The 21138-nt window shown below is 58.5% G+C and carries 30 protein-coding genes and 3 pseudogenes; 10 read left to right on the top strand and 23 right to left on the bottom strand.

The window, feature by feature from the left end:
• The coding region (locus tag FFS12_RS19225) for an SH3 domain-containing protein (protein WP_218568994.1) at positions 1–817 on the top strand (817 nt) is incomplete at its 5' end.
• A 119-nt stretch (positions 818–936) separates the two neighbouring features.
• Here FFS12_RS19225 and FFS12_RS19220 read toward each other — a convergent pair.
• Positions 937–1761 (bottom strand): hypothetical protein, encoded by an 825-nt coding sequence (locus FFS12_RS19220; protein ID WP_137889244.1) that lies wholly within the window; start codon positions 1759–1761, stop codon positions 937–939.
• Between the two features lie 296 nt (positions 1762–2057).
• Between FFS12_RS19220 and FFS12_RS20345 the strand changes: the two are divergent.
• Positions 2058–2165 (top strand): annotated as a pseudogene (locus FFS12_RS20345) (integrase); the annotation flags it as partial.
• 85 nt (positions 2166–2250) lie between these two features.
• Here FFS12_RS20345 and FFS12_RS19210 read toward each other — a convergent pair.
• The 12 genes and pseudogenes from FFS12_RS19210 to FFS12_RS19160 all read right to left on the bottom strand — a co-directional run bounded on the left by FFS12_RS19210 (position 2251) and on the right by FFS12_RS19160 (position 10619).
• Entirely contained in the window at positions 2251–2868 is a 618-nt protein-coding gene (locus FFS12_RS19210) for a transglutaminase-like cysteine peptidase (protein WP_137889242.1), read from the bottom strand.
• Positions 2869–3513: 645 nt separating this feature from the next.
• Positions 3514–3861 carry a hypothetical protein gene (locus tag FFS12_RS19205; protein WP_137889240.1) on the bottom strand — a complete coding sequence of 116 codons (348 nt, stop codon included), beginning with the start codon at positions 3859–3861 and terminating at the stop codon, positions 3514–3516.
• A 94-nt stretch (positions 3862–3955) separates the two neighbouring features.
• A pseudogene (locus FFS12_RS19200) lies at positions 3956–4155 on the bottom strand (DUF411 domain-containing protein); the annotation flags it as partial.
• A 72-nt stretch (positions 4156–4227) separates the two neighbouring features.
• Positions 4228–4965 carry a cytochrome c biogenesis CcdA family protein gene (locus FFS12_RS19195; protein WP_137889238.1) on the bottom strand — a complete coding sequence of 246 codons (738 nt, stop codon included), beginning with the start codon at positions 4963–4965 and terminating at the stop codon, positions 4228–4230.
• Positions 4966–4971: 6 nt separating this feature from the next.
• Positions 4972–5556, bottom strand: a complete 585-nt coding sequence (locus FFS12_RS19190) for a TlpA disulfide reductase family protein (protein ID WP_137889236.1) — start codon at positions 5554–5556, stop codon at positions 4972–4974.
• On the bottom strand, positions 5543–5671 hold the full coding sequence (locus FFS12_RS20340) for a hypothetical protein (protein WP_256657517.1): 129 nt from the start codon (positions 5669–5671) through the stop codon (positions 5543–5545). Before FFS12_RS20340 ends, FFS12_RS19190 begins: the two co-directional genes overlap by 14 nt.
• Before the next feature lie 21 nt (positions 5672–5692).
• On the bottom strand, positions 5693–6097 hold the full coding sequence (locus FFS12_RS19185; protein ID WP_256657518.1) for a DUF411 domain-containing protein: 405 nt from the start codon (positions 6095–6097) through the stop codon (positions 5693–5695).
• A gap of 52 nt (positions 6098–6149) precedes the next feature.
• Positions 6150–6896 carry a cytochrome c gene (locus tag FFS12_RS19180; RefSeq protein ID WP_137889232.1) on the bottom strand — a complete coding sequence of 249 codons (747 nt, stop codon included), beginning with the start codon at positions 6894–6896 and terminating at the stop codon, positions 6150–6152.
• Positions 6897–6905: 9 nt separating this feature from the next.
• Complete coding sequence (locus FFS12_RS19175) at positions 6906–7964, bottom strand: copper resistance protein B (RefSeq protein ID WP_137889229.1); 1059 nt, start codon at positions 7962–7964, stop codon at positions 6906–6908.
• Positions 7954–8247 (bottom strand): hypothetical protein, encoded by a 294-nt coding sequence (locus FFS12_RS19170; RefSeq protein ID WP_137889227.1) that lies wholly within the window; start codon positions 8245–8247, stop codon positions 7954–7956. Before FFS12_RS19170 ends, FFS12_RS19175 begins: the two co-directional genes overlap by 11 nt.
• A gap of 12 nt (positions 8248–8259) precedes the next feature.
• The gene (locus FFS12_RS19165; protein WP_137889226.1) at positions 8260–10194 is read right to left on the bottom strand and encodes a copper resistance system multicopper oxidase; all 1935 of its coding nucleotides are present in this window, start codon (positions 10192–10194) and stop codon (positions 8260–8262) included.
• Positions 10195–10412: 218 nt separating this feature from the next.
• Positions 10413–10619, bottom strand: a complete 207-nt coding sequence (locus tag FFS12_RS19160) for a co-regulatory protein PtrA N-terminal domain-containing protein (protein ID WP_137889224.1) — start codon at positions 10617–10619, stop codon at positions 10413–10415.
• A 322-nt stretch (positions 10620–10941) separates the two neighbouring features.
• Between FFS12_RS19160 and FFS12_RS19155 the strand changes: the two genes are divergently transcribed.
• On the top strand, positions 10942–11193 hold the full coding sequence (locus FFS12_RS19155; RefSeq protein ID WP_137889222.1) for a hypothetical protein: 252 nt from the start codon (positions 10942–10944) through the stop codon (positions 11191–11193).
• A 46-nt stretch (positions 11194–11239) separates the two neighbouring features.
• Positions 11240–11746: pseudogene (locus tag FFS12_RS19150) on the top strand (DUF692 family multinuclear iron-containing protein); the annotation flags it as partial.
• Between the two features lie 281 nt (positions 11747–12027).
• Here the strand turns inward: FFS12_RS19150 and FFS12_RS19145 are convergent.
• The 3 genes from FFS12_RS19145 to FFS12_RS19135 are packed head-to-tail and all read right to left on the bottom strand — an operon-like array spanning position 12028 to position 13844.
• Positions 12028–12687 carry a transmembrane anchor protein gene (locus FFS12_RS19145; RefSeq protein ID WP_137889220.1) on the bottom strand — a complete coding sequence of 220 codons (660 nt, stop codon included), beginning with the start codon at positions 12685–12687 and terminating at the stop codon, positions 12028–12030.
• Positions 12688–12699: 12 nt separating this feature from the next.
• Positions 12700–13437: a HupE/UreJ family protein gene (locus tag FFS12_RS19140; protein WP_137889218.1), complete on the bottom strand. Its 738-nt coding sequence runs from the start codon at positions 13435–13437 to the stop codon at positions 12700–12702.
• Positions 13438–13484: 47 nt separating this feature from the next.
• On the bottom strand, positions 13485–13844 hold the full coding sequence (locus FFS12_RS19135; RefSeq protein ID WP_137889216.1) for a hypothetical protein: 360 nt from the start codon (positions 13842–13844) through the stop codon (positions 13485–13487).
• 116 nt (positions 13845–13960) lie between these two features.
• Between FFS12_RS19135 and FFS12_RS19130 the strand changes: the two genes are divergently transcribed.
• The 4 genes from FFS12_RS19130 to FFS12_RS19115 are packed head-to-tail and all read left to right on the top strand — an operon-like array spanning position 13961 to position 16609.
• A complete protein-coding gene (locus FFS12_RS19130; protein WP_137889213.1) occupies positions 13961–14242 on the top strand; it encodes a metal-sensing transcriptional repressor in 282 nt (93 codons plus the stop codon).
• Positions 14243–14250: 8 nt separating this feature from the next.
• Entirely contained in the window at positions 14251–15378 is a 1128-nt protein-coding gene (locus FFS12_RS19125) for a nickel/cobalt efflux transporter (RefSeq protein WP_137889211.1), read from the top strand.
• Positions 15379–15419: 41 nt separating this feature from the next.
• Positions 15420–15866: a YqaA family protein gene (locus FFS12_RS19120; protein WP_137889209.1), complete on the top strand. Its 447-nt coding sequence runs from the start codon at positions 15420–15422 to the stop codon at positions 15864–15866.
• 11 nt (positions 15867–15877) lie between these two features.
• Complete coding sequence (locus FFS12_RS19115) at positions 15878–16609, top strand: TraX family protein (protein ID WP_137889207.1); 732 nt, start codon at positions 15878–15880, stop codon at positions 16607–16609.
• 110 nt (positions 16610–16719) lie between these two features.
• Here the strand turns inward: FFS12_RS19115 and FFS12_RS19110 are convergent, their stop codons facing one another.
• From FFS12_RS19110 to FFS12_RS19100, 3 genes are read right to left on the bottom strand one after another with little or no spacing between them, the layout of a single operon-like run.
• Complete coding sequence (locus FFS12_RS19110) at positions 16720–16932, bottom strand: GDCCVxC domain-containing (seleno)protein (protein WP_137889205.1); 213 nt, start codon at positions 16930–16932, stop codon at positions 16720–16722.
• Positions 16933–16939: 7 nt separating this feature from the next.
• A complete protein-coding gene (gene merP, locus FFS12_RS19105; RefSeq protein ID WP_137889203.1) occupies positions 16940–17215 on the bottom strand; it encodes a mercury resistance system periplasmic binding protein MerP in 276 nt (91 codons plus the stop codon).
• A gap of 12 nt (positions 17216–17227) precedes the next feature.
• Positions 17228–17575 (bottom strand): mercuric transporter MerT family protein, encoded by a 348-nt coding sequence (locus tag FFS12_RS19100; protein ID WP_137889200.1) that lies wholly within the window; start codon positions 17573–17575, stop codon positions 17228–17230.
• Between the two features lie 74 nt (positions 17576–17649).
• Between FFS12_RS19100 and merR the strand changes: the two genes are divergently transcribed.
• On the top strand, positions 17650–18048 hold the full coding sequence (gene merR, locus FFS12_RS19095) for an Hg(II)-responsive transcriptional regulator (RefSeq protein WP_137889198.1): 399 nt from the start codon (positions 17650–17652) through the stop codon (positions 18046–18048).
• A gap of 314 nt (positions 18049–18362) precedes the next feature.
• On the top strand, positions 18363–19025 hold the full coding sequence (locus FFS12_RS19090) for a class I SAM-dependent methyltransferase (RefSeq protein WP_137889196.1): 663 nt from the start codon (positions 18363–18365) through the stop codon (positions 19023–19025).
• Between the two features lie 142 nt (positions 19026–19167).
• Here the strand turns inward: FFS12_RS19090 and FFS12_RS19085 are convergent, their stop codons facing one another.
• From FFS12_RS19085 to FFS12_RS19070, 4 genes are read right to left on the bottom strand one after another with little or no spacing between them, the layout of a single operon-like run.
• Positions 19168–19863, bottom strand: coding sequence for a cytochrome c biogenesis CcdA family protein (locus tag FFS12_RS19085; protein WP_137889194.1), 696 nt, complete (start codon positions 19861–19863; stop codon positions 19168–19170).
• Positions 19853–20125: a thioredoxin family protein gene (locus FFS12_RS19080; protein ID WP_137889192.1), complete on the bottom strand. Its 273-nt coding sequence runs from the start codon at positions 20123–20125 to the stop codon at positions 19853–19855. The genes FFS12_RS19085 and FFS12_RS19080 overlap by 11 nt, the downstream gene beginning before the upstream one ends.
• Positions 20115–20597 carry a heavy metal-responsive transcriptional regulator gene (locus FFS12_RS19075; RefSeq protein WP_137889190.1) on the bottom strand — a complete coding sequence of 161 codons (483 nt, stop codon included), beginning with the start codon at positions 20595–20597 and terminating at the stop codon, positions 20115–20117. The genes FFS12_RS19080 and FFS12_RS19075 overlap by 11 nt, the downstream gene beginning before the upstream one ends.
• Positions 20598–20601: 4 nt before the next feature.
• A complete protein-coding gene (locus FFS12_RS19070; protein WP_218568993.1) occupies positions 20602–20862 on the bottom strand; it encodes a thioredoxin family protein in 261 nt (86 codons plus the stop codon).
• Positions 20863–21138: the final 276 nt, after the last annotated feature.

Raw genomic sequence — 21138 nt, 5'->3', positions numbered from 1 at the left:
GGCGAAGGAGTGGAGCGAAAGTGCTCAGCTCAAGCAGCTTGCGGAGCAGAGCCTAGCGTGGAGTAACGGGGCCCAGATGAAGGGACTTGCTGCACGGGCGAAGGAGTGGAGCGAAAGTGCTCAGCTCAAGCAGCTTGCGGAGCAGAGTCGAGCGTGGAGTAACGGAGCCCAGGTGAAGGGGCTTGCTGCGCTGATGCAGCAGTGGACTGATAGCTCTCAGTTGAGAGCGCTTGCATTTTCGGCTTTGGAGTCGGGCCTGACTTCTGACCAAGTGATTGATGAGCTGGCTTCCCGGTCTAGCAAGGAGGCTGGTTCCAGCTTAGGGAGCGGTCGTGAGCAGGTTCGGGTAGATGTGGGGAGCTCGCTATCTCTTGGCGGCTATTTCACTGGAGAGGTAATTTCTAGTCCTGATGAGAACCGAGAGCTTTCGAATGCTCCGACTTGGTTCTTGTATTTTTGGCTATTTTTTGTCGCGCCGATGCTCTATACGCTGGAAAACTGGGAGACCATGCGCGCCAATCTGGTTGATATGAATGCGCGTATGCCTCAAACCGAGTCCATTTCAGAAGTGCGTCGTTTCATACGCACCAATCTTGCTGGAAAACCCGGGGATGTTCGCCTAGTAACCGGCTCTGACGTTCGATTGAGGGCAGGGCCTGGGATGGGGGAGGATGTAATTATGACGCTGCCTAAATATGCTCCTGTTGTTGTCTTGGGCAAGGAGGATCGGACATGGCTATTTGTGTCATATGAGCATGAGGGATTCGTGATAGATGGGTATGTCTCCACGAAATTTCTTGAAAAAGTAAGAAAGTAGGCTGCTGTTGCTGCTTTTGGTTGCTAATTAGGCTCTGGTTTTAGTGGACTATTTTTTGTCTATCACTGGGCCGCAGCAGCCCAGGGTGGCAAGGATGACTCTTGGGGCGGGGTTTAGCCTCAATGGGGGTCATCAAGCATCAGGCGTGATTCGAACCAGCTTGGATCAGCTGTCGCGCAGGGTTCTTGGCTTTTCTCACGGCTGAGATTCGCCTTCGTGATTATGTCCTTGTAGCTAGTGCGCTCACTGGTGTCGCGTCCGATCTTGGTGTGTTTGAAATAGGTATCGACGACCTCAGTAAATCGGCTAGACGGGGTAGGGGACGGTTCGATGCCATACGCTTGGCACTGCTCCGCCATGTACATGACGGCATAAAGGGTGGGGTCTATCTTTGCGCTTTTTTCTGGCGCTTCGTGCTCAATCCATTTCTGGGCTGCGCTAATCAAGAGATCTAGCATCTCTGTGTCTAGCCCCCACCTGTCATGTTTGCGTCGCTTCAGTGCTGTCGCGCGCCAAGGCGCGATGTCCTGGGTCAGTCTGAACGAAGTGAGGAGCGGCTCAAGCCCTATCCCATCAATGATGGCGTGGCCGGAGTCGATCTCAGACATGCATTTTGTCAGGGCGCGCTGGTCGTCATTCTCCATGTCCATCCAGACATCTCTGGCCTTTGTAAGCGCGTTCAAGTAGCGCTCGCCGAGCTCATTGCGCTCACGGGAGGCATGCGATTTGTTCAGTTGTTCAGCTCGAATGAGCTCCTCCAGAGTGCTTTGGTGCGCGATGAGCGCTGCTAGCTGGTTCTTGTAGCCTCTGAGTACGTTGGGTGTGTATTGAGTGTCTTCACAGTCGCTTTCACCGATGCCTCCCCAGTTGTGGAAGAGTGACGCGAGGGCGTCATAGAGGCGGCGATTAACGGTGACGTCCTTGTGGTTGATCAGGCGAGGCATGCGAGGCTGTCCATTAGGGCATTTGAGGGGCATTATGCAGATGCGTTGAGTTGCACATGTCGTGCACAGGGCATCTTGCATGCCATTGATTCATAAGGAATTTGCTAACGATCCATCATCGGCGCCACGGAGAAGCGGCGGGAGGGCTCGGGGCGCGGGGTTACTGGCGTAGAAGCGTGTAGGGCGGTCATCTTACTCTGTCTGATTTACAGCTGTTTTCGCTCGTTTCGACCATTTTGAAGGCTCAGTGCTGCACTGTAGGACTTCATAAATTTTTTGTAGCACCGGGCAAAACGATGGGACCGATCACGGCGAGGCCGCGTAAAGGCGGCATGGGCTATAGCGCGCAGATCAGGATCAAGCGCGACGGGGCCGTAGTTTATCAGGAAAGCCAAACCTTCGATCTCAATGGGCCTTAGTGCAAGGCTTAGAGGTATCTACGAAGCTAGGGGCGATTAGGTGACATTGCTCGTTTCTATCTATGGAGACTTAACCATGTTTCGCAGTGAAGCCCTCTTGCCGCATCTTTTTCAGCAGCGCCTGCCAATAAGGCAGGTGCTCTGTATCTCCAAAGCGTTCAAGGCCTTCTTCCCTGACAAAATAGAGCCCTTTGGCATCAAAGGCATAGAGCAGCGACAAATCCTGACGTTCAGAAGCGGGGAGGATGCTATAGATCAGGTTGTCCAGTACCAGAGGCTCGGCGGTTGGCGTTGAGTAGTAGGTCATCACCATGTGCGCCTGGTTCAGCTTCAGTACTTTGGCATAGACGATCCGCAGCTTTTCCTCTGGTACACCGAGCTGGCGCAGGGTGAAGTACTTGGCCAAGGAAAAGTCCTCGCAGTCCCCAGCCCCTTTGACCAAGGTCTCGATCGGCGTCGCCCAATAGTCGTCCTGCTTCCAGAGAGCGATATCGCCGCTGAAACGAACATGGCGGTTGAAGTACCGGTTCACCGCCTTCAGTTTTTCCATTTCCGGTAGATGCCGACTGCTCTCGATCAGGTCGCCCCAGGACAGGAGGCGATCCGTGGCTGGACTCAGTCGTCCATAGCGTTTTTCCGCCTTGCGGAGGATGAGGTCGAAACTCCAGCTTGCCTTAGCTTCGGCCATGCCTAAGAGCAAACTTCCGCTCAGGGTCGTGACTGCGATCGCCCGCCACAAAGCACTTGTATATTTGGACCGAGAGACTTGCCGGAGCAACAGGATAGATCTCCGTGAATGCGGCCATGGCCGGGTTCAACTTAGCGGATCATTCCATTGAGATACTGATGACTAGAGGATTTCGTGCTTTCTCAAACAGCTGTGTGGTGGGTCTACTGTCCAGGACACGGCCATTTTTCCCCAACAAGCCGACTCACACTCCGCTAGTTTGCGTACTTGAGCAAGGTTATTGGTTAAAACTTGATCACAATAGCGTCATTTCAAGCTATCGATCAAGCATTCCACCGTCGCACTGGCGATGGGGCAAGGGCTTTGCAGAACTTATCGCGCAGCAGCACGCACTCTGAAGTGAGGGGCTGACAAAAGCACAGCCGCTGCTCGTGGCCGCCGGAAATTCCCAAAGCCTGGGCCTACCGGATATCCCGCACAACGCCTGATCTACATGGAGCTGATTCTGGCATTGTTGCGCAGGCCATGTTCGCGCACTGTACCCTCCCGACATACCCAAGGTCGGATTGGTTAAGCCTCAGTCCTACATACCCCTCCAGGCGCTCGGGGTTAGCTCTGAGCCCCTGGAGCGGTAAGCCTTATCACTCAATGCCCGTATTCGATCCTCTGTTGGTGTATTGGAGATTTGTACTGGGGTGCCTGTCCCTTGATCGACTGCGCATCATTGGATTCAAACTGCGGGCCGGCAGCAGTGGGCTGCTCTTTGAGTAGTTGGGTAAAGCGTTGACTTTCATCCCCTCTTGCTCGAGTTTGGGCAAACTCATTGCTAAGCATGCGAGATTCCAACAGGCGATCACTGCCATTTTCCGCCAGTAAGTAAGCAGGCTCCTGCTCGAACGATGAGAACGGTGCGCTGGCTGCTTGCCCCGAGGCGGTGGCTGCAAGTACCACAAATAGGCCGCTGAAGGCCGTCGTGCTGAATGTTGATTTCATGATAAAACCCTCCATTCCCCCCTGCCCCTGAGTTTAGATAAGTAACTGAGGGGTTTGTTACAAACGTATTTCGCGGTCGGATGGGCGGCGGTTTTTAAGACAGCAGGTAGTTTGCCGGGTAGCCGGCGATTACCTGATCGGTACCGGCCTTGGTCAAACCGATGACCTGAAAGGCGTGCTGTTTCCCGCCTACTTCCATGCCAGGAGAACCTGCCGGCATACCCAGGCGATGCCGAGAGGATCGGATCGCGTGCTCAACTCAATGACCTGCGCTGCAGGGACGTGACCCTCGACCGCATCATAGAAGCAGTCACTGAGGTCATTTGATTTATCCCCGTGAAAATGGACGCATGTCCACGATAGGGGTTAGCCGATCCTGCCCAGCGCCGGAAACACCTCCAAAAGCCAATAAGCCAAGGCCGAAAGTTGGCCGGTGATCATGGCCAGGCCCATAAGAATCATGATGGCACCGGACCCGAGATGGATCGTTCGGCTCCAACGGCGAAGCCGCTTCATGTGGTCCAGGAAATGGTTGGTGAACAGGGCGGCCAGTAGGAACGGCACCCCCAGGCCCAGCGAGTAGATGGACAGCAGCGCGATGCCGTTGACGTCGGCGCCGGAGGCGCTCACCGTCAAGATGCTGCCCAGGATGGGGCCGATGCAGGGCGTCCACCCGAAGGCGAAAGCCACGCCCAGGATGTAAGCGGCCAATGGGCTGCCCTTGGATTTGAGCTGGTGGACGAAGCGCACGTCCATATGCAGCCAGCGCGGGTTGATCAGGCCGGTCATGAACAGCCCGAAAGTGATCACGATGAGCCCGCCGATCAGGTTCGTTTCCTGCCGGTAGGCGAGTAGCAGCCGGCTGATGGCGGTGGCGCTGGCCCCCAGCGCTACGAAAACCGTCGCGAAGCCGAGCACGAAGGTCAGGCTCATGCCCATCACGGCGAGCCGCTCCCGCCGGCTTTCCAGGGCCTGCAACTCGTCCACCGAGCGACCAGCGATGTAGGACAGATATCCGGGCACCAGCGGTAGCACGCAGGGCGACAGGAACGAGATCATCCCGGCGGCAAAGGCGCTCAGGATGCCGATGTTACTCAGACTCATCGCCGACTAATTCCTCTGGGCTGAAGCGATAACCTCCCGCAGGTACTCGATGACCTCCGGGCTGTTCCATTCGGCACCACCGAGCTTGCGGCCCACCTCCCGGCCCTGGCGATCCAGCAGCAAGGTAATCGGCAGGCCGAACGCGTTGAGATTCTGGATCGCTTGGCCACTGTCGTCGATATAGAGCTTGAGGTGCTGGATGCCGATCTCGCGGTAGAAGTCCCGCACGACCTGCGGCCCGGCGTCATCGATGGAGAGCGCCAGCACCTGAAAGTCCGCGCCGCCGAGCTGCGCCTGCAGTCGATCCAGGGTCGGCATCTCCTGGCGGCATGGCCCACACCAGGTTGCCCAGACGTTGAGCAGTACCACCTTGCCCTTGAAGTCGGCCAAGCTGTGTGGCTTGCCCTCGCCATCGACGAACTTGACTTCCGGTACCGGCTTCGGCTGAGGCCAGATCGTCAAACCGGCACGGGTGCTGGTCTCGGCGGCCTGCTCGGCTCCTTGGCTGCCGGCCTGCAGGACGAGGGCCAGGAGGCTGGCGGTTGCCAGCCGCCAAACCCAGACTAGGCCTATGCGCTTAGAACGTCCCATAGACCTTGGGCTCGGCGCTGCGGCTGATGTAGTACACCTTGCGCGGCTCCCGCTTCGGCCCGCCCATGCCTGGGGTGCGTGCCGGCATGCCGGATACCGAGATGCTCGTGATCATGGGGCGCTCCTTCATTGGAAGTTAGTTTGCCGGGTAGTCGGCGATCACTTGATCGGTACCGACTTTGGTCAAACCGATGACCTGATAGGCCTGCTGTTTCCCACCTGCTTCCATACCAGGTGAGCCAGCCGGCATACTCGGAACAGCGATGCCGAGAAGATCAGATCGCTTGCTCAGCTCAATGACCTGCGCCGCTGGAACGTGACCCTCGACGAACTTCCCATTGATCACTGCGGTGTGACAGGACGCCAGGCGCGGAACAACGCCGAGGCGTTGCTTGACCGCACTCATGTTGGACTCGACATGGTCGTTGACCTTGAAGCCATTGGCCTCGAGGTGCTTGATCCATTTCTTGCAGCATCCACAGCTGGCACTGCGGTGCACATCAATTGTCAGCGCCTCTGCTGCCTGAGCTGCAGAAGCCATGAACAAGGTGGCGAATGCGGCGACACGCAGTGCTCGGCCTTTCCGAAGAAGTTTAGCCTCCATGGACGTGCTCTTTCCCATCGGCGTGGGTGTGGGTCTTAGCCGCCGGCTTGGACTCTGGCTCAGGCTCGTCAGGTGCTTGCCCGGAGTCATGGTGACTCGCCCCAGCCACTTCGCCGGCATGGTGATCTTCGCCTGCAGCGTCATCATGCCCAGCGCCGGCTGACTTGTCGCTACCGTGTTGGCCCTCATGGTTATGCATGTCAGTTTCGCCACCACCGTGCTGGTGGCCACCGCTGGTTGTTACCAAAGCCTGGTACTTCTCGGCATCGAGAGTCGGAAGCTGCTGCAGGAAAGCCACCATCCCCCAGATGTACGGGTCGCCCATACTTTTGCCCCAGGCGGGCATGCCGGTGGCCTTGATGCCGTGCTTGATGATCCAGAACGCAGTTGCGGGGCTCCCGTCCACACCGACTTTCGTCAGGTTCGGCGGCGCAGGGTACAGGCTCTGGCTCAACTCGGTTTCGGCGGTGCCCGGTGCCAGGTGACAGCCAATGCACATGGAATTGTAGTTGCCGGCGCCGGCGCGGATCAGCGCTTCGTCATTCAGGTTAGGGACTTCGATATCCCGGGCACGCACCTCGATGGAGCGATCACGGGCCATGGCCAGGAAGGTATGCACGGCCGGCAGATGGGGATCATCGGCGCCTACGTTAACCAGGCCAAAGTAGGCACCTGCGCCTGCTGCGGCGCTTGCGACGATACTCGCTGCCACTAAGGTTTTAACTGTTCTTTTCATCTCAGGTCCTCAAAACCACATCCGAATACCGGCTACCAAGCGAGCCTCGTTATCATCCTCACCTTCATCGCGGGCCAGGTCGGCGGTATTGCCGTAGGAGCGATTCCAGGTGACGCCGATGTAGGGGGCGAACTCCCGGCGAATTTCATAACGCAACCTGAGACCAACCTCGGTATTGGCCAGCCCAGAACCGATGCCGCGCTCGGGGTCGTTCTTGCCGTAGAGGTTCACCTCGGCCGTCGGCTGCAGGATCAGGCGGTTGGTGAGCAAGATGTCGTAGTCGCCTTCCAAGCGAGCGGCGGTCTGACCGTTCTCACCGATGAACGCGGTGGCTTCGGCCTCGAAGGCATAGAGCGCCATACCCTGGATGCCGAAGGCTCCCCAGGTTTGCGCTGAGCCTGGTTTGAAATCCTGGCGGACACCGGTGACGACATCCCACCAAGGTCCAATGGAGTGTCCCCAGAGCGCTTGGACTTCGGCATCCTCGGTCACGCCATTGGTTCGCTCACCTTCGGAGCGCAACCAGAGGCGATCGACGTCGCCGCCGATCCAGCCGATGGCATCCCAATTCAGTGCGCTGCCCTCATCGGCGTCCTGGTATTCGAACTGATCGAGCAGGAAGAAGGAGTTGAGCTTCTTGTCGTGCGCCGCATGGCCAGGCAGCGGGGGGAAGGCTGCTTCACGGTCGGCATCGGTCAGGACCGGAATCGGCGTCCGACTCGTTGTCCTGGGTCCTTCGTCAGCGCTGCCTTGGTTCATCTGGCTGTGGTCCATGCTGCTGTGATCCATGGAGCCGGGGTCCATTGAACCCGTCTGGCCATGATCCATGGATTGCATTGAGCCATGCCCCATCGCGGAATGATCCATCTGGGCGCTGTCGGAACCGCTCTGCTTGGGCGGCGTGGCTTCAGCTTTAGATGCAGGCTTAGCTTCCACCGCGGCAGGCGCGGGCGAAGATGAGTGCATCGAATGGTCCATTGCCTCGGCAGCGTTCGCCAGACCGGCCGTAACCGTGCTGAATGAAACGGCCAGAGCCATCAGGGTCGGATGGGAAAACCTACTGGTCATGATTTCGTTCCGCTGCGGCCTCGTTGGCTTGGTGCTCATGGTTCATCGAGCCATGGTCCATCTTGCTGTGATCCATGGAGCCGTGATCCATTTTTTGGGACTCAGCGGCCGGGCCCTTCTGCTGCGTTGCGGGCTTGTCGGTGGAGTCCGCAGCAGGAGCGGAGGAGTGCGCGTGCTCACCATGGTCACCAGAAGCAAGCGCGATGGGTATTTGCATGACACCCAGCAAGCCAACGGCGAAGGCACTGCCGATCAGCGTTTTACGATTCAGGAATTTGGTCATTATTGGTTTCCTTTACTCTTCCACACGGACTTCGCGGAGCATGCCCATTTCCATGTGCAGCAACAGGTGGCAGTGGTAGGCCCAGCGGCCGAGGTTATCGGCAGTTACGCGGTAACTGCGCTTCGAGCCTGGGGGCATGTCGATGGTGTGCTTACGCACCATGAAGTTGCCGTTCTCATCCTCGAGGTCGCTCCACATGCCGTGGAGGTGAATGGGGTGGGTCATCATGGTGTCGTTCACGAGAGTGATGCGTAGCCGTTCGCCATATTTAAGGAGCAGTGGCTGCGCATCGGAGAACTTGATGCCGTCGAACGACCAGGCGAATTTCTCCATGTGGCCCGTCAGATGCAATTCGACTGTGCGGCTAGGTTCGCGGCCATCGGGATCGGGGAAGGTGCTTTTGAGATCGGCATAGGTGAGAACCCTACGGCCGTTGTTCCGCAAGCCGATACCCGGATCGTCGAGCTTCGGCGTTGGGCTCATGGTCTGCATATCGACCAGCGGATTGTTGTCCTCTGATGCTGGGTGCGACTGCATTCCGGCCATGCCAGCCATCTTGCTGTGGTCCATGCCGGCCATGTCGCCGCTGCCCATGCCAGGCATCTTGCTGTGATCCATGCCGGCCATGTCGCCGCTGCCCATGCCAGGCATCTTGCTGTGATCCATGCCGGCCATGTCGCCGCTGCCCATGCCAGCCATCTTGCTGTGGTCCATGCCGGCCATGTCGCCGCTGCCCATGCCAGGCATCTTGCTGTGATCCATGCCGGCCATGTCGCCATTGCCCATGCCAGCCATCTTGCCGTGATCCATGCCGCCCATGCTTCCATGGTCCATGCCCATGTCACCCATCCCAATCAGCGGACGGGGATCGATCTCGGGAACAGGCGCGCTCAGGCCTTCACGCACGGCCAGGGTGCCGCGGGCATAGCCCGTGCGGTCCATGGATTGCGCGAAGAGGGTGTAGGCCTCTTCACCGGCTGGCTCGACGATCACGTCATAGGTTTCCGCGACGGCGATGCGGAACTCATCGACGCTGACAGGTTTAACGCGCTGGCCATCGGCGGCCACCACGGTCATTTTCAAACCCGGGATGCGTACATCGAAGTAGCTCATGGCCGAGCCGTTGATAAAGCGCAGCCTGATGCGCTCACCCGGTTTGAAAATGCCGGTCCAGTTGCCGTTGGGTGCCTGGCCGTTCATCAGGTAGGTGTAGGTGTAAGCGCTGACGTCGGCGAGATCGGTGGGGCTCATTTTCATCTCGGCCCACATCTTCCGATCGGCTACCGTGGCGGACCAGCCTTTCTCGCTCACGTCATCGATGAAGTCGCCGACGGTGCGCTTGTGGAAGTTGTAGTAGTCCGACTGCTTCTTGAGCTTGGCCATGACACGAGCAGGATCTTCATCGGTCCAGTCGCTCAGCATCACCACATAGTCGCGGTCGTACTGGAACGGCTCGGGCTCCTTCGCATCGATCACTATCGGTCCATAGACGCCAACTTGCTCCTGCAACCCTGAGTGGCTGTGGTACCAGTAGGTGCCGTTCTGCTTAACCTTGAATGTGTACTCGTACATGCCATCCGGCGCGATGCCGTGGAAGCTCAGGCCAGGAACGCCATCCATGTTGGCGGGCAGGATGATCCCGTGCCAATGGATGGAGGTGTCTTGCTCCAGGCGGTTCTTGACGCGCAGCGTGACCGTGTCGCCTTCACGCCAGCGCAGCAGCGGGCCCGGCAAGGTACCGTTGATGGTCATGGCCATGCGCTGCTTGCCGGTAATGTTCACCGGGGTTTCGCCGATCGACAGATCGAACTCCGTGCCGGATAGCGCAGTGAGTTGGCCAGGGCTGGTGACCGCCCAGACCGGGGTGCGCCATAAGCCCAGGCCGCCAAGAATGCCGCCGGCGGCCAGGCCTTTAACGAACGTCCGCCTTGAGGTTTTGGATTGCATGCCGTTTATGTCCAATCAGTCAAAGGAAACCGGTGCTGAACAGCCAACGCGAGTTGGCAGGTTGGGGCCGCTTTATCAGGAATACTTCTCGAATCCCTAACCAGCCGTGCCCGCTGCCGTTATCTGTCAAATGCTGGCGGCCAGCGAGCGTAGAAACTGCCACATTTGAACCCTCCGGATGATTACATTTCTGTCAGCTTGGGAAAGCGCCAGACAGATCAGCAACTGGCGTGATCGGCCGCCTTGGCTTTGCTTTCAGCTACTGCGGCTTCAGCCTTCTGTTTCTGTGCAACCTGGTAGGCTTGCACCGAGACTTTCCGGGGCTGCTCCATGCGTGCGAAGGTCCGGTCAGCGCCACCTTCGGCTAGGGTCAGAGAGGAAGCGCTCAGAGCAGCGACGACGAAGAGAGCTTTCATGGATTTCATTTGGGTATCCTCAAGTGAGATTGGGTTGCCCCGTTGATGCCACATCGCAAGGTGGTTCTTGGGGCTGAGCGTCAGGCTCGAAGTAACCATACCCATGCCACCCTGTCAGAAACCTGAGGCGAAGATTACAGTTCGGTCAGGTTCCGATTTTCTCCTTGATGAGCCTCCTGCTTGCTCTGTAGTGTCTGGGCCATGCCAGGCAGGTTGCCGACTTGAGCGGTTGCCTGAATTTCATGAGAGGCAGTCATGCCTATCCTTCCGCGGGTCAGAAATGAGTACGTCGCTCCTGACCCCAACACCACCGATCAAGAGAGATAGATAAATGTCGATAAAAACTACCGCGGCCACCGGTGCAGCTTTGGCGCTTGTCGCAGCCGGCCTGTTCGCAACTCTGCCGGTTCAAGCGGCTGAAGAAGCCCAAGTGCAGTGCTTTGGAGTGAACGGCTGTAAAGGTCAGAACGACTGCCAGACCGCCAAGAACGCTTGTAAGGGACAAGGCGAATGCAAAGGCCAGGGCTTCAATCTGATGACCCAGGCAAAATGCGATGAAGCAGGCGGCAAAACCAGCGAGTAACGCAGTGCAGGGGAGTGCTTGCCACTCTCTTTTTCTGGAGCCAGGAATGAGTAAGAACAGCAACCTGGGGTTTGGTCTGGGGCTGCGCAGCGAGTATTACCAGCAGATTCTTGAGCAGCGTCCCAAGGTCGACTGGTTCGAGATTATTTAGGAAAACTACCTGGTGGAGGGCGGCAAGGCCCTCTATTTTCTGGACGCTATCAACGAGCAGTATCCGTTGGTGATGCATGGTGTTCCGCTGTCCATTGGCGGCCCTCATACGATGGGCATCGACTATCTGCGGCGGTTGAAGCAACTCGCAGACCGGGTTCAACCACAGTGGCTCTCGGATCACCTGTGTTGGAGCCGGGGTAATGCACACCACCCGCATGATCTGCTACCACTGCCATGCACCCAGGAAAGTCTGCTGCACGTCGCAGCTCGTGTTCGTCTGGTGCAGGACGTGGTCGAGTGGCCAGTAGTGTTGGAAAATGTCTCGGCCTACGTGCAATGGGCCGATTCCACCATGAGTGAAGCGACGTTCCTCAGAGAGTTGAGCAGTTTGACTGGCTGCTATCAAAAATGGCCCACGGTTAGATCAAGGCTAAGCGTCTATCGCGGACGAGCCGCTTGGCAGCAGTTAATCGTGAACATGCCCGTGGCCTTCGCTGCCAGCTTGGCCTTCGTGCTCACCGCTGCCACATGCCGCAAGCAAGCCCAGCAGACAGACCAACAGCATGGATCGGCCCAGGGTGGCTGTAGTTTTCATTGGGTAGTCCTTTCTTAAGAAGTAATGGGTATCTGATCTTTCGAGTCCAAGCCCTTCTCCCGCCGCATGACGGGAGCGGGCATGTCTTAAATCAACCGTTTGACGTTCAGGTATTCACCGGTCGTCTTCAGCGTGATGGTCACGTCGCCATTGCTGCGATTGCGCCAAAACCAACCATGCGTGCCGTCAAAAATAGCGGTGAACTCACCCTTATCGCCTGTCACCTGCTGGCCTTTTCGGTAGCTGTGGAAATAACCTTCTGCCCCGTTATAGGGCTCACCATGTGTGTCGTGATTAACCGGGCCTCCGGTGGTAGACCATTCGTAGCTGACCTTCGCGTTATTCAACATGTCCAGCTTGATCTCGCGGGCTTCACCCGGCTTCAGGGTGACCGTCATCTCGTCCGTCTTTAGCGCGGGCTTAGGCTCCGATACGGACTCAGCCGCTGGCCGTGCAGCGACTTGTACTTGTGGCGCTTCTTGCGCCGGAGCTTGAGCAGGAGTCGTCGCTCCTGGCGGAGAGACCGCAGCATCTGCTGCAGCTTCTTGCGCCAGGGTGATTTTCAGCTCACCCATTTGTGTCAGGCCCAGCACACGGCCGGCGCCCGTTGGATCGATGGCGTATTCCGATGGCATGACCACCGTTACCAGCAGGGCGATGGCGGTGATCAGGGCGATAGCTGTCGAGCGCAACAGCTGACGGCTACTGGGCAGCTCGTTAAGGGTAGGAAGCGGAGTATTGAACATAGAGAGAATTCCTTACGCGGAGACAAACAGGCCGGTGAACTGGTAACCCATCAGCAGGAAACCGGCACTCATCATGGCGACGTTGGTGGTGTAGGCATGGCGCCAGAAGCTGGCGGTGCGACGCCAGTAGCCCATCAAAATCAGAATGGCGCTCAGGGCCAGTAGTTGGCCGATCTCGACACCGACGTTGAAGGCGAGCAGATTGGGGATCAGGCCATCAGCTGAGATCTCGTACTCCTGGATCTTGGTCGCCAGACCAAAGCCATGAAGTAAGCCGAAGAGCAAGGTGGCCACTTTGGTGTTCGGCTGATGGCCGAACCAGCGCTGGAGCGCCCCCAGGTTATCGAGCGCCTTGTACACCACGGAGAAACCGATGATGGCGTCGATCACATAGGAGCTGACGCTAATCTCCGTCAGCACGCCGAGCAGCAGCGTGACCGAATGGCCCACCGCGAACAGCGTGACGTACAGCCCCACGTCCTTCAGGCGGTAGAGGAAGAAGATCACCCCAAAGAGGAACAGCAGGTGGTCGTACCCCGTGATCATGTGCTTTGCGCCCATGTACGTGAACGGCAGCAACATGACGCCGGAGCTTTCCTGGATGAAGCCTTTGTCACCCTCAGCCACAGCATGAGCCAGGGCATCAGGCATGCCGAGGAACAATAACGCCGTGAACAACAGGAGCAGTAGTAGCGGGCGGTGCGAGCGCAGAGTAAATGCGCCCATGCCGCTCATGGATAGCGAATGCATGGATCAGTCCTAGGTTACAGTGGTCTTGGGCCGCAGAGCGGCCGTTGTCAGAGCACTAACGAAGGACGTGGTGGACGCTCGATCAGAAAAATCGGGGCGCTGGGAAGGAAGTACCGAGGCACATCCGTGCGAACGGATTGCTTCGGTTGCTCGGGCAGACTGAGAGCGGTCGTTAGATATGGCGTCTCATGCAGATGGTCGCCGGTCAGCGGGGAGTGATAGTGATCGGAACAGCTCGCGCAAGAGAGATCGGCCTGGTCGTCATGCACGTGATAGCCATCGTCGGTGACTTCCCAGTCCGGCTGGTTCGCCCCCACCAGCAACGTATAGGTATGCCCGGCCCAAGCCATCAATATGGCTAGAGCGAGTGCAACTACCACTTTTGTCGTCACTGCTTTCGTGAACATTCCAAACTCTAACGACGTGAGAAATTCGCCAACAGACCCAGGCTCAAGTGTTTGCCAGCATCCTCCCTGGGAGGATAGGATGCGAGAGTAAATCATTAGGGTAAGAGGCTCAAGCCATGAGCGAACACAACCATCACCATCAGAGCCATGACGACATCATCAAGCGGCTTAAACGCGCTGATGGCCACCTGCGCAGCATCGTCACCATGATCGAAGACGGTCGCGCCTGCGTCGACATCGCCCAGCAACTGCATGCGGTAGAAAAGGCCGTCTGCCAAGCCAAGCGCACGCTGATCCAGGATCACATCGATCACTGCCTGGAACACACAGTCGGCGCGCTCACCAGTGGCGAGCGCGCACCGCTGGAAGAATTCAAACAAATCACCAAGTACCTGTAGGCCTGCCCGTGTCGAATTTTGCCGAAGTCTTGCAACAGGGCACCTCACAGGCCTGGCTGTATTTTCCCAGCGCCATCTTGTTAGGCGCGCTGCACGGCCTGGAGCCTGGGCACTCAAAAACCATGATGGCCGCCTTCATCGTGGCCATCCGGGGCACGGTGAAACAGGCCATGTTGCTGGGCTTGGCGGCAACGGTCTCACATACCGCAGTGGTGTGGCTGGTGGCATTGGGCGGCATGTACCTCGGTCAGGGCCTGGATGCCGAAACCACCGAACCCTATTTTCAGCTCGCCTCGTCCGCGCTGATCATTGCCATCGCGCTTTGGATGCTCTGGCGGACTTGGCGGGGCGAACAGATGTGGCGCTTCGAAGAAGGCGCTGAGCATGATCACCCGCACGGCCATCATGATGAAACTCACCGTATCGATACCGGCCACAGCCGAATCGAGCTGTCCATTTTTGAAACAGGTGTGCCTCCTCGCTGGCGGCTGAGAGCACTAAGCGGTCATGCCTGGCCGGCTACTGAAGTGAGCCTGCTGACGACCCGAACCGATGGGTTGATCCAGCAGTTCAGATTCGCGGATCGGGGCGGCTATCTGGAATCGTTGGATGAAATTCCTGAGCCCCATGAGTTCGCCGCGCGCCTGAGCCTTGGGCATGCCGGCCACTCGCATGACTATGACTTGGATTTCCATGAGCACGACCATGATCACCAGCATGCCGAACTGGAAGGTCTGGAGCTGTCGCTGGAGGGCTATCAGGATGCCCACGAACGAGCGCATGCCAATGACATCCGCCAACGCTTCGCCAATAGCGATGTCACTACGGGCCAGATCATCCTGTTCGGTCTGACCGGCGGCCTCATTCCTTGTCCAGCGGCGATCACCGTTCTGCTGCTGTGCCTACAGGTGAAAGAGATCGCACTGGGTGGGATTCTGGTCCTGTGCTTCAGCATCGGGCTGGCAATCACCTTGGTAGCCGTCGGTGCTGCTGCAGCACTGGGAGCCCGACAGGCGTCGAATCGCTGGCCGTGGTTCGGCACAGTGGTACGGCGTGCGCCTTATCTTTCCAGTCTGCTGATCATCGGCGTCGGTCTCTACGTCGGCTTTCATGGCTGGATCGGCCTAAACGCATAACCATACCCCCCAACGATCAGGACGTTTAAGGCAGTCATCTCATGTTGGCACTCTCCGGCTACCTCGGCCTGTTTCTGGCCGCTTTCGGCGCCGCCACTTTGCTGCCCTTGCAGTCCGAAGCCGTTCTAGCCGGGCTGCTGCTCTCGGACGCCTATCCTGTCTGGGCTCTGCTGGCGGTGGCAATTGTCGGTAACGTGCTGGGCTCGGTGGTTAACTGGCTGCTTGGTTACTACATCGAGCACTTTCGTCACAAGCGCTGGTTCCCGGTTAGCGAAAGTCAGCTGGAGCGCGCTCAGCACTGGTACCACCGCTACGGACGCTGGTCGTTGTTGCTGAGCTGGGTGCCCATCATTGGCGACCCGCTTACGTTGGTAGCCGGAGTGATGCGAGAGTCAATTTGGAGCTTTGTGTTGCTGGTTACGGTGGCCAAGAGTGCTCGTTACTTTGCTCTCGCAGCAGCGACTTTCCTCACTCTTGGCTGGGATTGAGGGCGGCATCAATGACCCATCACATACAGACGCAGAGTCGCAGCGGTAGCCTTGATCTGATCAAGTGGCTGGCCATGGCGACCATGGTTATCGATCACCTGCGCTACATCTGGCCCGGGCTGAGTTGGTTGTTGGTACCTGGGCGGATTTCATTTCCGCTCTTCTGCCTGGTCATCGCGGCGAACGTCGAGCGATCGAAACCAGGCGAGGTTTTCTCTGATAACAACGCTCGCTATCTCGGCTGGTTACTGGTGTTTTCGGTTATTTCCGAACTGCCCTACAGGATCTTCTTCCCGACACCGGGATCGCTCAATGTGCTAGCAACTCTGGCGTTTGGACTGGTGATTGCCTGGGGCGCGCATCATCGAACATCGCTCAGTAGCGCGATGGCCGTAGCTGCTGGCGGCTTGGCCTATATGCTGAATGACTCACTGATGTATGGCTTCATTGGCACACTGATTCCCGCCGCCTTGCTGACGGCGACCAAACGGCCAGGAGTCCTTTGGTTATTGCCGGCAGCCTTGTGCCTGCTGATCAACGCAAGTCGCCATCGGTTGATCGGAGCAGCTGAGTTGCAGGTATATCCCCTACTGGTTCTAGGTACCGCCTTTGCTGCCCCGATCTTCGGCCTCTGGCTTCTGCGCCAGAAGTTCACCTTCCAGGTGTGGCCGGTTCAGCGCTGGGGATATCTGTTTTACCCAGGTCACCTGATTGCCCTGCAGATGCTTAGGATTGTGGCTTAGCTGCATGAGCACCGAATGGCCAGGCGATGCGCCATGTCCGGCCAGAAGCAGCCTGTCAGCTGGCATGCCTTAGTTGAGCGCAACTTTATACTTTCTCATTTGAACGGCCATTACCCGCAACACCCGCGCTGCGCCTGAATTGGCGGGCACTTCACCGAGCCGAACGAACAGAACACGCAGCAGTCACCGCGATTCGGGCGCAGCAGGACCTTGCAGTTGCTGCACTCGTAGAAGAACTGACAGGCGTTCGTGGGCATGCTTTCCTGCTTGGCGAAGCCGCAATGCGGGCAGGTCAGCACGGATTCAAGAACGATAGCGCTCATCGTGGCGTCACTTCTGCACGCTGGAGGGATAGCCCGCGTTTGTAGTCGCCCTGCTCAGCGCCTCCGGCTGGATCTTGTCGGGGTCATAGGTCACGGTGGCCGTCTTCTTGTCGAAATCGACCTCAACGGCGCTCACGCCGGACACCTTCTCAAGCGACTTCTTGACCGTGATCGGACAGAGTTCGCATGTCATGTTCTTCACGTCGAGCGTGACGGTTTTCGGTGTGGCAGCCAGCGCTGCGAGGGGTAAGGCGACGAGCGCGGCAATCAGCAGTTTGCGCATGGTGACCTCCTTTCAGTAGAACAACGGGGCGAACCACGGCACGGCCAACAGGACGAGCAACAGCGCCGCGACCAGCCAGAACGTGAACCGCTGCCGCTTGAGGGGACGAGGGTCGGTGCAGGACGTGCCCGCTGCGCAGACCTGCGGCACCAGGTAGAGCTTGCGCCAGGCCAAGCCGAGAAACAGCAGCGTCAGCCCGATGAAGATGGGCCGGTACGGCGCCATCGCCGTCAGGTTTCCGCCCCAAGCACCGCCGATGCCGAGCGCCAACAGTACCAGCGGCCCGACGCAACACAGCGACGCACCGATGGCGGCCAGCACCCCCGCGATTAGCGAGCCTTTTCCGCTGAGTTGCGCCATGCCTGTCTCCTTGAACCTGCTTGCCAAGTACTATTCTAATTCCAGTACCTAAGTACGGAATCAAGGGGCATGTGATGGCGGTAGAACTGACCATCGGCAGGCTGGCGGATGCCGCTGGGGTGAGCGTCGAGACGATCCGCTATCACCAGCGGCGCGGCCTGCTGGATGAACCGGCCAGGCCGCAGGGCGGGCAGCGGCGCTACGCGGCGGAACAGGCGAAGCGGCTGCGCTTTATCAAGCGGGCACAGGCGCGTGACTTCACGCTGTCTGAAGTCGGTGGGTTGCTGCGCTTGGACGCGGGCTGCGCGTGCGCCGAGACGCAGGCATTGGCGGCCCGCAAGCTGGCGCTGATCGAACAGAAGATCACAGACCTTGCCGCTATGCAGAAAGTGCTGGCCGGTCTGGTGCAGCAATGCGGTGATGGTAATGGTGGCACGAGCTGTCCAATCATCGATGTGCTGACGAAGGATTAATAACTCGCCACGAGTTTCGTAGCCCCCCTGAAGGACTGCTACGGGGCGTTCTGAGCCGGTTGTGACCGACTCGGTTCGGCCAAAAAGCAGCCGATGGACAAGCTGATGGCAAATCAGGAGCTATGCTTGGTCTGCTGCCGAAACTGATCGAGCAGCCTAGGCTTGCCGTCCATGTCGTGTTTCTTCTCGAATAGTGTCGCGCTCGCAGTGACTATCTTCAGGGAAACAAGGTCATTACAGAATGACAAGGAACATTCTGCGACATCATATCGTGAGCAAGCACGACATGATGTCGCCTAATAAAAGGAGCAGTGATGCAGCAACCGCCCAAATCCAAATACGTGCCGGCACTGGGCTTTCACTGGCTTACCCCTTACTACGACGCAGTAGTAGGCTCTACCACGCGAGAACGCATTTTCAAACAAGCGCTCATCAAGCAGGCTCGCATTGAGCCGGGCCATCAGGTGCTTGATCTCGCTTGTGGAACAGGCACATTAGCGATCTGGATCAAACAAAACCAGCCGCAAGCCAACGTAACAGGAGTTGATGGCGATCCTGTCATTCTATCCATTGCGTCTCGTAAGTCACAAAAGGCTAATGTTTCGGTGAAGTTCGACCGTGCGCTGTCCTACAACTTGCCTTACCCAGAGGAGCACTTCGATCGGGTGGTTTCAAGCCTGTTCTTTCACCATCTGTCATGGGAAGCCAAAGAACAGACAGCACAAGAGTTGTTTCGGATTCTCAAGCCAGGTGCAGAACTGCACGTTGCTGACTGGGGACGTGCTAGCAACGCCTTGATGCGGGGGCTATTTTTGTTCATTCAGCTTCTTGACGGCTTCAAAAATACGCAGGACAACGTCTCAGGCAAGCTCATCGAGCTTTTTGAGCAAGCAGGGTTTGTTCAAGTCTCACAACGACAAACGTTCAGTACCATTTACGGAACATTGGCGCTCTATAGTGCGGTTAAACCCAGCTAACAAGTCGTATATGGACTCTCCTCACAAGTAGTGAGTAAAGCTCTTCCAACCCTGTCGTCAGTGCGGTTGCATTCGTATATCCGGCCTGTAGTGGGGGTTACCGCCCTGGCCACTCTGTAGTTCGCACGACGGGGCCAAGCGTTCAGACTGCAAGCCATGGCACAACGACGAAATAGGCGTTCAACAGGTAGAGCCCAGCGAGAATCAACAGTAGTGCACCTAGTAGTTCAAAGGGTTTTCGCAGAGGCGCAAGCTTGGTGGTGTTTTCCAACCAGGCCATGCTCCAGGCACCGAGCGCCAGGGGGATCGCCCGGCCAGCCGCAAAGGCCAGCAACAGACAGGCACCCCACAGAGCCGAACCGACGCTGGCCGCAACCCCCAGCACCACGACCAGGGCCGGTGTGCAGGTCGGGCAGACCGCCACGCTGAACGGCATCCCCAGCAGAAACGCGCCGAAACCCCCACTAACGCGCTTGGCCCGCAAGGGCAGGCTCGGCAGCGGTAGTCGCAGCCATCCCGACCAAAACAGCCCCATCAGGATGAGCAAAGGCCCCAGGAACAAGCCCCACTCTCGACCGAGTACGGCATAGATCCACTCGCCGCCGCTGCCAGCGACTATCCCAAGCGCCAGGTGGGTCAGCAGCATACCCAGGATGAACAGTAATCCGTGCCAAAAGGCCTGGGCGCGGGTGCGCGCCATGGTGACATAGGCGAGCGCGACCGGGATTGCACCGACCGCCACCGGATTCAGGCTGAAGAAGAAGCCGGCCAGGAATGCCATGCCCAACGCCGCCGGCCCGATCTGCGCCATCGCCTGCCGCAGCGCTTCAAGTTCCATGGGCGGCCCCCTGCGCTAGACGCCGCCGCAACTCCTGCGCCAGTTGCTCGGGCGTGGGCAGCTTGGCGAACACCAACTCGCCATCGATGGCCAGTGCCGGCAGGCTCAGAACGCCGAGCTCGACGGCGTAGTCGAACGACTCGAGCACGTTGATTTCCCGCCACAGCATACCGGCCACCAGTTGCTCCGCCACCCCGCGTAACGCCTCGTGCTCGGCCAGGCAGCGGGCGCAGCCCGGTGAGTGAAGCAGCTCAATCTTCATGGCGCTCGCTTCCCTGCATACGCGATTGCTCCAGGGCCGCCAGGATCGGGCAATCGTCCACCGTCAGCGTCTCGTCTGCACAGCTCTCGATAAGCTGGTCCAGGGCGCGCGACATCTCCTGCATGACGCGGATCTTCTGTTCGAGCCGCAGCTTCTTCTCCAGCGCCAGTTGCCGTACGCCGCCGCAACAGGCCGCGTGGTCGGCACGCAAGGTCAGCAGCTGGCGAATCTCCGGCAGACTGAAGCCGCACGCCTGAGCCTGCCGGACGAAACGCACGCGCTGCGACGTAGCAAGACCGTAGAGTCGATAGCCGGACGCGCTGCGGCCATCGGGGGCGATCAGTTCCATTTGCTCGTAATAGCGCAGTGTATCGGTCGATACGCCGGTTGCCGTCGCGAGCTTGCCGATGGTTAGTACGCCCGGCGCGGCAGCGGAGTGGATTGAACCTGCTGCCTGTCGTGAGCCCGCCATCGGCTCAGATCGCCTGGCCTAAACCGGCGGCCCGCAGACGTGATTCGTCCACGCCGCGGCCGGCACAGCAATCGGCCAAGACGCCATCGATGGCCACGGCGGGAACCGAGCGGATACCCAGGGCATGGGCGCGCTGCGCCACCTGCATGTCGTGCATGTCGAGCACGGTCACCTCGCACGACGGGCAGGCCAGGCGTTTCACAATATCCACCGCCTCGTTGCAAACTGCGCAGCCGGCGCTAAAGACTTCGACTTTGCGGGTCATGGTCAACTACCTCCCTCTCATGCACCCGCGTCATCAGGGCGGGCTCCGGCAGGTGCGGAGCGAAGCTCGTCAAACTCACTATAAACCTTCGAGTGCGCTCCAAGGTCAAGGGCGTCAGGCTCGTTCCCCGCGCCTTCTTGTGCAGGCATCCTCAGCTTGACCTTGGAGATTGCTTCAAGGTCGATTGTGGAATTGTTGAGCAGAAGTGGACGGAGCAATGGAGGCGATCGCCCGCCGGCTAAGTGTAGCGGCTTGAGCCGGTCATGAACGACTCAG

This window comes from Pseudomonas sp. 2FE (assembly GCF_005503735.1).
Lineage (GTDB): Bacteria > Pseudomonadota > Gammaproteobacteria > Pseudomonadales > Pseudomonadaceae > Aquipseudomonas.
Note: the sequence above shows the minus strand (reverse complement) of the source record. Positions and strands in the feature narration are given on the sequence as shown.

Bases quoted from the DNA above. Each gene is read 5' to 3' on its own strand.
- FFS12_RS19220 (WP_137889244.1), bottom strand. From the start codon at position 1,761: ATGCCTCGCCTGATCAACCACAAGGACGTCACCGTTAATCGCCGCCTC.
- FFS12_RS19210 (WP_137889242.1), bottom strand. From the start codon at position 2,868: ATGGCCGAAGCTAAGGCAAGCTGGAGTTTCGACCTCATCCTCCGCAAG.
- FFS12_RS19205 (WP_137889240.1), bottom strand. From the start codon at position 3,861: ATGAAATCAACATTCAGCACGACGGCCTTCAGCGGCCTATTTGTGGTA.
- FFS12_RS19195 (WP_137889238.1), bottom strand. From the start codon at position 4,965: ATGAGTCTGAGTAACATCGGCATCCTGAGCGCCTTTGCCGCCGGGATG.
- FFS12_RS19190 (WP_137889236.1), bottom strand. From the start codon at position 5,556: ATGGGACGTTCTAAGCGCATAGGCCTAGTCTGGGTTTGGCGGCTGGCA.
- FFS12_RS20340 (WP_256657517.1), bottom strand. From the start codon at position 5,671: ATGATCACGAGCATCTCGGTATCCGGCATGCCGGCACGCACCCCAGGC.
- FFS12_RS19185 (WP_256657518.1), bottom strand. From the start codon at position 6,097: ATGGCTTCTGCAGCTCAGGCAGCAGAGGCGCTGACAATTGATGTGCAC.
- FFS12_RS19180 (WP_137889232.1), bottom strand. From the start codon at position 6,896: ATGAAAAGAACAGTTAAAACCTTAGTGGCAGCGAGTATCGTCGCAAGC.
- FFS12_RS19175 (WP_137889229.1), bottom strand. From the start codon at position 7,964: ATGACCAGTAGGTTTTCCCATCCGACCCTGATGGCTCTGGCCGTTTCA.
- FFS12_RS19170 (WP_137889227.1), bottom strand. From the start codon at position 8,247: ATGACCAAATTCCTGAATCGTAAAACGCTGATCGGCAGTGCCTTCGCC.
- FFS12_RS19165 (WP_137889226.1), bottom strand. From the start codon at position 10,194: ATGCAATCCAAAACCTCAAGGCGGACGTTCGTTAAAGGCCTGGCCGCC.
- FFS12_RS19160 (WP_137889224.1), bottom strand. From the start codon at position 10,619: ATGAAATCCATGAAAGCTCTCTTCGTCGTCGCTGCTCTGAGCGCTTCC.
- FFS12_RS19155 (WP_137889222.1), top strand. From the start codon at position 10,942: ATGTCGATAAAAACTACCGCGGCCACCGGTGCAGCTTTGGCGCTTGTC.
- FFS12_RS19145 (WP_137889220.1), bottom strand. From the start codon at position 12,687: ATGTTCAATACTCCGCTTCCTACCCTTAACGAGCTGCCCAGTAGCCGT.
- FFS12_RS19140 (WP_137889218.1), bottom strand. From the start codon at position 13,437: ATGCATTCGCTATCCATGAGCGGCATGGGCGCATTTACTCTGCGCTCG.
- FFS12_RS19135 (WP_137889216.1), bottom strand. From the start codon at position 13,844: ATGTTCACGAAAGCAGTGACGACAAAAGTGGTAGTTGCACTCGCTCTA.
- FFS12_RS19130 (WP_137889213.1), top strand. From the start codon at position 13,961: ATGAGCGAACACAACCATCACCATCAGAGCCATGACGACATCATCAAG.
- FFS12_RS19120 (WP_137889209.1), top strand. From the start codon at position 15,420: ATGTTGGCACTCTCCGGCTACCTCGGCCTGTTTCTGGCCGCTTTCGGC.
- FFS12_RS19115 (WP_137889207.1), top strand. From the start codon at position 15,878: ATGACCCATCACATACAGACGCAGAGTCGCAGCGGTAGCCTTGATCTG.
- FFS12_RS19110 (WP_137889205.1), bottom strand. From the start codon at position 16,932: ATGAGCGCTATCGTTCTTGAATCCGTGCTGACCTGCCCGCATTGCGGC.
- merP (WP_137889203.1), bottom strand. From the start codon at position 17,215: ATGCGCAAACTGCTGATTGCCGCGCTCGTCGCCTTACCCCTCGCAGCG.
- FFS12_RS19100 (WP_137889200.1), bottom strand. From the start codon at position 17,575: ATGGCGCAACTCAGCGGAAAAGGCTCGCTAATCGCGGGGGTGCTGGCC.
- merR (WP_137889198.1), top strand. From the start codon at position 17,650: ATGGCGGTAGAACTGACCATCGGCAGGCTGGCGGATGCCGCTGGGGTG.
- FFS12_RS19090 (WP_137889196.1), top strand. From the start codon at position 18,363: ATGCAGCAACCGCCCAAATCCAAATACGTGCCGGCACTGGGCTTTCAC.
- FFS12_RS19085 (WP_137889194.1), bottom strand. From the start codon at position 19,863: ATGGAACTTGAAGCGCTGCGGCAGGCGATGGCGCAGATCGGGCCGGCG.
- FFS12_RS19080 (WP_137889192.1), bottom strand. From the start codon at position 20,125: ATGAAGATTGAGCTGCTTCACTCACCGGGCTGCGCCCGCTGCCTGGCC.
- FFS12_RS19075 (WP_137889190.1), bottom strand. From the start codon at position 20,597: ATGGCGGGCTCACGACAGGCAGCAGGTTCAATCCACTCCGCTGCCGCG.
- FFS12_RS19070 (WP_218568993.1), bottom strand. From the start codon at position 20,862: ATGACCCGCAAAGTCGAAGTCTTTAGCGCCGGCTGCGCAGTTTGCAAC.